This is a genomic window from Sphingomonas sp. 66-10, from assembly GCF_001897045.1.
Classification (GTDB): Bacteria; Pseudomonadota; Alphaproteobacteria; order Sphingomonadales; family Sphingomonadaceae; genus Sphingomonas; species Sphingomonas lycopersici.
Genome location: NZ_MKRR01000056.1, coordinates 8,696 through 18,146 on the forward strand (window position 1 = coordinate 8,696; position 9,451 = coordinate 18,146).

Here is a 9,451-nt window from a genome sequence, read left to right on the forward strand (position 1 = left end):
GTCGAGGCTATGCCCTGCGACCGGCGCGAGGAGCCGTTCGCGCTCGCGCTCGATCCGTCCGTCCTGCACCCGATCGAAGGCGAGGCCCGCCAGCATATAGAGTATCGCCCCGATCGCGACCGACCCCAGGGCAAAGAGCAATCCGAACAGCCCCGAGAAACCGGTAACACTGCGCGGCTTCAGCCAGTCAGGCATCGGCACCTGCGCGCAGGACGTAGCCGAAGCCGCGCGAGGTTTCGATCGGATCGGCATCGCCGTACACGGTGAGCTTCGCGCGCAGCCGGCTCATGTTGCTTTCGATGATGTTGGTGGTCGGTTCGAACGAATAGCCCCATACCGCCTCGATCAGCATCTTGCGGGTGACCGGCCGACCGGCGTTGCGCATCAGCTCGGCGAGCAGCGAGAACTCCTTCTTGTTGAGGTGCAGCGGGCGACCGCCGCGTGTCGCGCGGAATGTTGTCAGGATGATCTCCAGATCGCCGGCGCGCAGGATGTCGCCGCGATCCCCGTTGCCCGCGCGCCGCAGGATCGCATTCAATCGCGAAACGACCTCGGCAAGGTCAAACGGCTTGACCAGATAATCGTCGGCGCCGGCATCCAGTCCTTCGATGCGATCTTGGAGCGTGCCGAGCGCGCTCAGCATCAGGACCGGGATCTCGCACGGTTTGCGGCGCAGGACTTCCATCCCGTCGAGCCGCGGCAGCATCCGATCGAGCACCATCGCGTCGAATCGGCGATGCCCGAGGTGCGAGAGCGCCTCCTCGCCGGTGGCGGCGACGGCGCATTCGATGCCGTGCTGGCGCAGGCCGCGTTCGAGGTGAGCGGCGATCCCGAAATCGTCTTCGACGATCAATATGTTCATGCCCGACAAGTCCCGAGTGTGTCGGGATCGTCCTGCGCGATTTTTGTGACAGGTCGGCGATGATGCCGTCCGACATCCGGTAAAGGCGAAAGATTGCAAACTTAGAATATTTCTCCCCCTTTATTGCCGCGGCGGGGCTGACCCATAAGCCCGCCCGACCAATCGCGAATGGAGTGACGATGATTCCGGCGCCTTCCGTTGCCGGGCGACGCCTCGGGCGCGCCTTGCTGCTGTGCCTCGCCTCCTCGCCCGCGATATTCGTGGCCGATGCCGCATTGGCACAGGACGCCGAGAATCCGGCGCCGGCCGAGAAGGAGGTGGTCGTCACTGCAGGTCGGCCGCGCGGAGCGGTCGAGGGGCCGATCGCGCCGGAGCTTTCGATCGAAGCGGGCGCCATCACCTCGATAGGAGCTAGCTCGCTTGCGGATCTCATCGCCCAGCTTTCAGCGCAGACTGGTGGCTCCCAAACCCGTGCCGGCAGCAGCACCGTAGTATTGCTCAACGGGCGGCGTATTTCCTCGATCAACGAAGTCGCCAAGCTGCCGCCGGAGGCGGTTGCGCGGGTCGAGGTGCTGCCGGAGGAAGCGGCGATCCGTTTCGGCTATCCGGCCTATCAGAAGGTTGTCAACGTCGTCCTGTTCCCGAGCTTCGCGTCGGCGACCGGTGAACTCGAAGACCGGCTGACCCAGGCGACCGCGCGCAACGATTTCAACACCGAGGCCAATATCGTCCGCATCTCGGGCGACAATCGCATTACCTTCGATCTGCAATACCAGGTGGGCGATGATCTCACCGAGGCGCAACGCGGGATCGTTGGCGCTGTGCCGCTGCGCACATTGGTGCCGCTGACCCATCAGTTCACCGCCAATGGCGTGTTCGCGCGGGCACTGGACGATGGGCTCGGCTTTACGGGCAACGGGATTTACGACCGGCTGACTTCGCGTGCGATTCTCCGTGCGATGCAGTCCGATCCCTCGCAAGGGCTGGCACGAACCACAACCACCGACACCGGCCATCTCGGTGGAGTCCTGAGTGGCGCCACATCGGGCTGGAAATGGTCGGTCACCGCAAATGCCGACCATATCGCGACTGTCGTGCGGACAGCGGCCGATGGCGCGTCCCTGGCGAACAGCAGCAGCGGTATCGACGATCTGCTTGCGCTGGACGCGGTGGCCAACGGCAGCTTGTTTGCGGCTCCGGCAGGCCAGGCTTCGCTCACCGTCAAAACCGATATGAGCGGCGAACGGCTGACGGCGCGTGATGAGAGCGGGACGACACGACGATTGACGCGGCGCGTAACGGGTGGCCAGGTCGCGCTCGATTTGCCCGTGCTGCGCCGCCAAAGCCCGCTCGGCGCGGTGTCGGTGGGCGCGAACCTCGCCTTTCACGATTATTCGGACGTGTCCGCGCCGATCGATCGCGGCTGGACCTTCAACTGGGCGCCGCGCCCGATGCTCAGCCTGCTCGTCGCGGGCGCCCGCGAATCCGCGCTGCCGACGATTCGCCAGCTCGGCAGTCCGCTCATCGCGACGCCTGATATCCGTTTCTACGATTATGGCACCGGGCAGACCTTCACCGCCGCCCGGCTCGACGGCGGCGATCCGTTGCTGCGTCATGACGTCCGCACGCTCTTCAAGGCCGAAGCCGCGCTCAAGCCAGCCAAGGCGTGGTCGCTGATCGCAACCTATACCGATGCCACCACGCGTGATGCGATTCTCGCGTTTCCGGGCATCTCCCCGGCGTTCGAGGCCGCTTTTCCGGGGCGCATCGAGCGCGATGCCGGCGGCGCGATCCTCTCAGTCGACATGCGCCCGCTCAATATCGCCAGCGAGACCCGCCGTGACCTGCGTTTCGGTGTCAATTTCAGCAAATCCTGGGCGGGGCCAGCGGGGCCGAAGCTGCCCGGCGGCGGCAGTTTCGGCGGCGGGCATTATTTCGGGGCGAGCGGCACGACGCTACAGTTCGCCATCTACGATACCTGGCACCTCGCCGACCGGATCGTGCTTACACCTGGGCAGGCGTCACTTGACCTGATTGGCGCAAACCCGCTTGGCGAGGGACTGCGCGTCGCCCGGCATGCGATCGATGCCCAGTTGAGCGCGACACATCACGGCTTCGGCTTCCGTGCCAACGCCACATGGCGCGGCAACGAGATGGTCGCACTGGGGATGCCGGGCAGGCTGAGCTTCGGTGAACCGGTCAGCGTCAACTTGCGCCTGTTCTTCTTCCCCGCCCAACAGGCGCGATTGCGAGCGGCGGCGCCATGGCTGGAAGGCGTGCGCTTCCTGCTCGCAATCGATAATCTGTTCGATCAAACAACCAATGTGCGCGACCGGTTCGGCGATGTTCCGGCGGCTTATCAGCGGGGATACCTTGATGCGCTAGGGCGGTCATTCAGGCTAAGTGTCCGCAAGACGTTCGAGTGATCGATTCGTTCGCAACGCGAAAGACAATTAAGCAAAAATGAAATCTAATCCGAGCACGGTCCGTTAGATGGTGGCTGGCATCTAGATTTCATATAATATTCATCTGGCGAAATTCTGGAGACAAGAAAGTGAGCGCCGCTATCCTCCGCGGGCGATTTTCTTGCATGCCTATCGCGTTGGCAAAGGAAATTCTGTATAGATCTTCATAAGCGGATATTTTCTGAGTGGTTGCATAGGAGCACTGAGATGGGCATCGAAAAGTTGGTTGAAGAAGCGGCTGGCGCGTTCGCCGCCGATAAGGCGCTCGAAGCTGTCGATCCGAACGCTGGCCTTCTCGCCAAGGGCGCGGCGGCGGTTGCCGGTTTTGAGGGCGTCAACAAGCTGACCGACGTGCTGGAAGAGAAATCGGAGGCGCAACAGGACGCCGCGCCCGATGCTCCTGCCACCGATCAGGACGACCAGGACTCTTAAGCCCGACGGGTGTAGCCGTTTCTTATCACAGGGCACGCAAGCGACGCCTCGTTTCAAGCCGGTTCCGGCTCCGGCGCGAGAGGAGGACACCGTTTCTTGCGTGGCGATTGTGGGGCGCGCCGCCAGCGCCCTTGTGTGGCTTCCCAATCGAGCAATTGGCGGGCGGGGGCCTTTCGCTCTCACGCTTTGCCTCGGCGCCAACAGCGGAGGAGTTCCGGCGGTATCGGCCGGTCCGGCGCTTTTACCGGACTTCTCGGCCCGTGTGAGGAGTCAGGGCCGCCGGCAACCCGGCGCGATTCATTCCTCAGCGTTCCCGGTCCACCGGGCGAACGACTATAGTGGGGCTGGTGGCATGTCGCGGCGATCTGCCCGGCCTTGTGGACCATCATGCGTCCAACCTTCGAGCGTCAGTAGGTCGTCATATGGTCGATCCAGCGACCGGTCGGGGGGAGAGGATTCGTCGCACCGGGCGATCTCTGGGGTGGCAATCGCGCTATTGTGTTGCGCCCGGCAGCTTTATCGTAGGGCGACGGCCGCGGGTGCGTCTTGGAAGGTTGGATCCTGACCACGGGCGTGCTGGTCGTATCGCCCCTATTCGTTATCCGCGTTGGGGGCGATTTCCTTCCGATCGCGTGCAGGCGGATTTGGGGAGCCATTCTCCGGACCGGCGAGCGCGACCTCGGGGCGTTCCCGCGCTGCGCTCGCAGGACGAGCGGCCGGCAGGACGATGGCGCGTCATCCTCGCGATCGGGCCGGTCACGACTGCTCGAAAGCAGGCCGCAGCCGGTCGCCTGCGCGGCCATGTCGGTTCTTACGTACGCAATCTCGCCCGTCGAACATGCGGTCGGCGCAAAACGTCGGTCAGACGCATCCGGTATTCCAGTTGTTGCCGCGATCGCGCGGACAACAGGAAAGGAATCTTGAAATGAGCAAATCCAGGCTCCTTGTCGGCGTTGCTGCGGCCGTCGCACTCGGCTCCGCAGTGCCGGTCTTCGCGCAGACCAGCGCCGGCGGATCGACCGTGACCGGCGCGTCCGGTGACCACAGCGACACCTCAGTCGAAACCACCGCGACCACCATTTCGAAGAGCCTGTCGCTGACGAGCAGCCAGAGCGACAGCTCCCAGCACACCAAGAACCTCACGCTCGGCAGCTATAACACCGATAACTCGCAGCGCACCAAAACGGTGACCGCCGACAGCAACAACACCGACAATTCGCAACGCACCAAGACGGTCGCCGTCGGCAGCTACAACACCAATAATTCGCAGCGGAACAAGGTGTTAACGGTCGACAGTAACAATTCGGACAGCTCGCAGCACAACAAGACGCTGACCTGGAACAATACCAATAATTCTCAGCGCAACGGCAACATCCGTCTGGTTGCCGATCAATCGCTGGAATCGTCGGTGAGCAACGCTGGTCCGATGAACTTCAATGGCCATCACTCGACCTACAACAGTGGCGCGAACAGCATCGGTGGCAGCGCATTCGCCGCCTATTCGGGCATCCTCAACCAGGGCTGGAATACCGGCATCAATGCCAATTCCCAGGCGGCGACCAATATCGCTGCACAAGGCACGATGACCTTTACCACTCACTGACGCTCCCAACCTGCCGGGCGGCTTCGTCCGCCCGGCGTTTTTTTGGTCTCATGCGAAAAGCCAGGAGACGCACGATGTCGCTCCCTCCCTTCAGGCTTCATATCGCGAGCAGCTTGGCCATAGCGCTTGCCTCGCTCGCTGCGCCAACGCTCGCGCAGACCGTCGCACCAGCAACTGACTCATCCGCGGCTCACGCGGCCGTCCTTGACGATGCAATACTCGGCGAACAGCGCGGCGGGCAAGCGATCGTGATCGGTAATCAGACGCTGCAAAGCGCCCTTACCGGAAATACGATCGCGGGAAGCTATGTCGCCGGCGCGATCAGCCTCTCGGACAATGCCTTCGCCAATTTCAACGGCATGGGCAATGTCGTGATCAATTCCGGCGCGCAGGCAAATTTGCAAAGCGCGATGAACCTCACCGTCAATCTGGGGAAGTGAGCATGCTGCGGTGGCCTGCCGCATGGCGATCGGGTGGCAGTATCGCGCTCGGTCTTCTGGGTTTCGTCGCGTCGCCCGCTATGGCGCAGACGCGGCCGCTGGCGCAGATGCCGGTTGCTGCCCCGGGCCGCGAGCCGGGGTACACCGTGCGCGTGAGGAGTTGGGCCGAAATCCCGTTCCGCACAATCGTGCGCCAGCGGTTCGATTTCAGCTGCGGATCGGCAGCGGTCGCGACCTTGCTCACTTATCAATATGATACCCCAACCGATGAGGCGGCGCCGTTCAGGGCGATGTACGACAAGGGCGATCAGCCGAAAATCCGACAGAAAGGCTTCTCGCTGCTCGACATGAAGAATTACCTCGTTGGTCGGGGATTTGCTGCGCAGGGTTATCGCCTCGGCATTGAGGACATGCGGGCGCTGGAAAAGCCGATGATCGCATTGATCAACGTGCGCGGTTACACGCATTTCGTGGTGATCAAGGGCGCGCGTGACGGTCGGGTGCTGATCGGCGACCCGGCGCGCGGCCTGATCAAGATTTCCGACGCCGAATTTGCCAAGATGTGGAGCGGGATCGCGCTGATCATCAGCGCGCCGCCGAACGGAAAGGAAGGTGCGTTCAACCTCGCGCGCGACTGGGATCCCTGGTCCACCGCACCGACCCGCGTCTTCCAGGGCGAGCGCTCGATCACCGCGACCACCGACAATCTCCCGCCAATCTATCAAATTCAGGTGCAGATTCTTCCCAACATCCGCGTAGGAGGCATCCCATGACACGCACGTCCACGCGCCGCGCCGCGCGTTTCGCGCTGATGCTGGCGGCGTTGCCGCTGGGCGGGGTCGCGTCGGCAAATGCTGGCGAGCGGACGCTCGATGCGGATGGGACAGCCCTTTCCGTGGCCACAACTGACACTACGGGCGCTGGCGTCCTTGCACATATGACTCCGTTGACCGACAGCGAAATGGCCCAGGCGCATGGCGGCTTCGACTGGGGCGGCATGAGCATCAGCTTCGGCGCGGATGTGCAGACCTATCTCGATGGTCAGCTGGCGCTGCGGACGTTGGTCAGCCTGTCCGCCAATGGCGCGACGACGCAAACCATCGTCGGCAGCCAATTGTCGGTCGCTGACCTGGCGTCGGCGACTGGGGGCGGGGGGGGCATTGCAATTCCGCAAATGCTCTCCGGCAGCCAGGTCTTTTTCGCCAATGCCGGGCGGACCGCGTTGATCCAGAATACCAATGGCGCGTTGCAGAATGTGCTGATCAACACGATGGCCAACCTCAACGCATTGCAGCAGACCAATGCCACAGTAACGCTGGGAAATTACGCGGCGTTTTCCGCTGCGCTGCATAGCGGCGCCCTCAATATGGGGCTTGGCCATGAGATCGCGACCTTCTCGCACTGACGAGGACGGCGTGCGGCCGGCCTAGAAGGTAAACGGGAGCCGCAAGGTAATCGAAACGCCGGGGGCATCCTGCGTCACTCCGAACTGGAACGCGAACGTCACCAGCTGGCGTTGATTCAGGCGGTAAGACATGCCGAGATCGAGCGTCCCGACCTGCAATGTCTTGGAATCCTGGAAACTTCCGTTGAGCTCGGTGCGCGTCGGCAGGATATAGGTGTGGCTATACCCCAGGGAGAAGGAGAAGCGCGGGTTGATCGCGAATCCGAAGCCGATATTCGCGGTGATCGCGCCGCCAGGCGTTACATGGCCGATCAGCGTGCCGGCAACCTCGCGATTGATGTTGCGCGGGATCTGATAAAGATAGGAAACGCCGCCGTAGATCACCGCCGGATCGGAGGGCAGCAGCACGGTGACGCCGGGCTGGATGCCCCAGAAGCCCGAACCGGTCGCGAGGCCATGTGCGATGCCGAATTCGTCATAAGCAATTGAAAACGGGCTTTTGCCAGTATCGCTTTTCACGCGCAGCCCGAGGATGATGATCGGGGCTTCGGGATTGAGCGGGGCATTGACCTGCCAGCGCAGCGCCCCTTCGATGTCGCCGATTCCGGTTTGGTGGAGGTCGAACCCCTCGGTCACCGTGCCGTCGCGGACCTGCGAGAGGTGGATGCTGTCGGTACGGATCATCGCGGGGATCATCAGTTCGCCTTCGAGCCGGCTGGAAAAGCCGTGCCAGATCGTCAGTGCGTCGATCGTGGTGTTGCGATCGGCGGTCGAGGCCTGGATCGAGCCGATCTGCAGACCGGGCACCAGTTCGATCCCGGCGAACACCAGCCTGTCGTTGGCGGAGCGGATATAGGTGAGCGATGCCTGTACCGTCGTGCGCCCCGCCGGGGTAAGTACGCCCTGCCCCTGGGGGACGGCCTGGGTCTTGTCGGCGATATCGGGTTTCGCGGCCTGCGCGTCGCCAACGGTGGTCTGCGGTACGGGCACCGTCTGGGTCGCTGGTGGCGCAGCCTGCGGGCCGACCCCCGTGGCGCGGGCGGCGGCCAGGTCGGCCGCGGTCTCGCGCCGAAGCGTGTCGATTTCCTCGCGGTCAGCGATGATCTGCTTTTGTTGCGCGTCGATCTCCTTCTGCTGCGCCGCTACCCGCGCGGCGAGGTCGGCGAGCTGCTGCTCAACCGATGCGGAGGGCGCGGTTTGCGCCGGTGCCGAAGCAACTGACACTGACGTGCGCGCGTCGGACGACGCCCCGATGGCCCATGCTTGGCCGGGAAAGGCAATCAGGCTGCCGGCGCAGAGCCAGCGTGTCGTTGCGTAGCGCATCACTGGGTTATCCCTGGCGAAGAAGCGGAGATATGACCGTTCGACCGTATCGCCGGGGCTTCGTTTGCGATTTCGCGAAGCCGGTCGATCTGGGTAATGGTGATGAGGCGACCCCGCGCCTGTCTCAGCACCCCCTCGCTCCTTAACTCGGTAAAGGTCCGGCTGATCGTGTGCAGCCGCAGCCCGAGATGATCGGCAAGATCTGCGAGCGGGATGAGGAGACGGAACTCGCTGCCCAGTCTCCGCTCCGCGAGATCGAAGAGAAACGCCGCGACGCGCGCGCGCGCATGCCGGCGCGACCGAAGGGCGAGCGCGAGATAGGCCTGATGCAGAGCCAGCACCAGCATGCTGACGCGTTGATCGTGCTCATCCTGGGGATCGACCGCCCATTCGAAGGTGAGTACCGGCGCTGCTGCCTCGATGGTGAGCATCTGGTGGCCGCCGACGAGACCGATCAACTCGCCAGGAAAGGCGAAACCTGCGACAAGGCGCTGCCCGTCGGAAAGATACAGGCACTGGCGCACCACGCCTTCCTCGATCCGGTGAAGGTGATGGGTCGCGTCACCGGGCGGGAAAAGGACGCTATCCTTCGGAAAGACCCTGCGTCGGCCAAATGGATGCATCGTCATATGCATAGGGCTCCCCTGGCAGCCTTGCGCAAGGTGAAGCGGAACCGAAGCCAACGCTATCCGGGGAAACGCTAAGTAAAATTGCGCATTAGACGCGTCGAGTAATCTTGCTGTCACCTGGAGGTGGTATCGCATTCCAAGCGAGTCGAGATGCGAAGGACATCAGGGCGCACACGCCTCGGCCCCACGGTTTCAAGACCGAAACAGGAGGTGGGCAATGTCTTCGTTCAGCGATCAGGCGCTTGACGTCTGTCTTACCGCTCGGTGAGTTGGCCCCCGAAATGACCTGACA

At 63.1% G+C, this 9,451-nt stretch carries 10 protein-coding genes; 6 read left to right on the forward strand and 4 right to left on the reverse strand.

Going from position 1 to position 9,451, the window contains the following annotated elements:
* Both BGN95_RS05875 and BGN95_RS05880 read right to left on the reverse strand, forming a co-directional pair.
* Nucleotides 1-195 (reverse strand): hypothetical protein (locus tag BGN95_RS05875; RefSeq protein WP_502688257.1); only part of this gene is annotated, 195 nt, incomplete at its 3' end.
* Nucleotides 188-862, reverse strand: a complete 675-nt coding sequence (locus tag BGN95_RS05880) for a response regulator transcription factor (RefSeq protein ID WP_286771947.1) — start codon at nt 860-862, stop codon at nt 188-190. The genes BGN95_RS05875 and BGN95_RS05880, both read right to left, overlap by 8 nt.
* Before the next feature lie 179 nt (nt 863-1,041).
* On the opposite strand from BGN95_RS05880, the gene BGN95_RS27220 reads away from it, so the two are divergent.
* From BGN95_RS27220 to BGN95_RS05910, 6 genes are all read left to right on the forward strand, one after another.
* Nucleotides 1,042-3,288 (forward strand): porin family protein, encoded by a 2,247-nt coding sequence (locus tag BGN95_RS27220; RefSeq protein ID WP_286771948.1) that lies wholly within the window; start codon nt 1,042-1,044, stop codon nt 3,286-3,288.
* Nucleotides 3,289-3,534: 246 nt separating this feature from the next.
* Complete coding sequence (locus tag BGN95_RS05890; RefSeq protein ID WP_286771949.1) at nt 3,535-3,759, forward strand: hypothetical protein; 225 nt, start codon at nt 3,535-3,537, stop codon at nt 3,757-3,759.
* A 925-nt stretch (nt 3,760-4,684) separates the two neighbouring features.
* Nucleotides 4,685-5,362, forward strand: a complete 678-nt coding sequence (locus tag BGN95_RS05895) for a hypothetical protein (protein WP_286771950.1) — start codon at nt 4,685-4,687, stop codon at nt 5,360-5,362.
* A gap of 248 nt (nt 5,363-5,610) precedes the next feature.
* On the forward strand, nt 5,611-5,802 hold the full coding sequence (locus BGN95_RS05900; protein ID WP_286771951.1) for a hypothetical protein: 192 nt from the start codon (nt 5,611-5,613) through the stop codon (nt 5,800-5,802).
* 107 nt (nt 5,803-5,909) lie between these two features.
* The gene (locus tag BGN95_RS05905) at nt 5,910-6,575 is read left to right on the forward strand and encodes a C39 family peptidase (protein WP_286771955.1); all 666 of its coding nucleotides are present in this window, start codon (nt 5,910-5,912) and stop codon (nt 6,573-6,575) included.
* Entirely contained in the window at nt 6,572-7,207 is a 636-nt protein-coding gene (locus tag BGN95_RS05910) for a hypothetical protein (protein WP_286771952.1), read from the forward strand. The genes BGN95_RS05905 and BGN95_RS05910 overlap by 4 nt, the downstream gene beginning before the upstream one ends.
* Nucleotides 7,208-7,228: 21 nt before the next feature.
* Here BGN95_RS05910 and BGN95_RS05915 read toward each other — a convergent pair whose 3' ends face one another.
* Nucleotides 7,229-8,533: a hypothetical protein gene (locus tag BGN95_RS05915; protein WP_286771953.1), complete on the reverse strand. Its 1,305-nt coding sequence runs from the start codon at nt 8,531-8,533 to the stop codon at nt 7,229-7,231.
* On the reverse strand, nt 8,530-9,159 hold the full coding sequence (locus BGN95_RS05920) for a Crp/Fnr family transcriptional regulator (protein ID WP_286771954.1): 630 nt from the start codon (nt 9,157-9,159) through the stop codon (nt 8,530-8,532). Before BGN95_RS05920 ends, BGN95_RS05915 begins: the two co-directional genes overlap by 4 nt.
* Nucleotides 9,160-9,451: the final 292 nt, after the last annotated feature.

What these genes read in the sequence shown, in the direction of transcription:
- BGN95_RS05880 (WP_286771947.1), bottom strand. Translation starts at nt 862, where the DNA reads ATGAACATATTGATCGTCGAAGACGATTTCGGGATCGCCGCTCACCTC.
- BGN95_RS27220 (WP_286771948.1), top strand. Translation starts at nt 1,042, where the DNA reads ATGATTCCGGCGCCTTCCGTTGCCGGGCGACGCCTCGGGCGCGCCTTG.
- BGN95_RS05890 (WP_286771949.1), top strand. Translation starts at nt 3,535, where the DNA reads ATGGGCATCGAAAAGTTGGTTGAAGAAGCGGCTGGCGCGTTCGCCGCC.
- BGN95_RS05895 (WP_286771950.1), top strand. Translation starts at nt 4,685, where the DNA reads ATGAGCAAATCCAGGCTCCTTGTCGGCGTTGCTGCGGCCGTCGCACTC.
- BGN95_RS05905 (WP_286771955.1), top strand. Translation starts at nt 5,910, where the DNA reads ATGCCGGTTGCTGCCCCGGGCCGCGAGCCGGGGTACACCGTGCGCGTG.
- BGN95_RS05910 (WP_286771952.1), top strand. Translation starts at nt 6,572, where the DNA reads ATGACACGCACGTCCACGCGCCGCGCCGCGCGTTTCGCGCTGATGCTG.
- BGN95_RS05920 (WP_286771954.1), bottom strand. Translation starts at nt 9,159, where the DNA reads ATGACGATGCATCCATTTGGCCGACGCAGGGTCTTTCCGAAGGATAGC.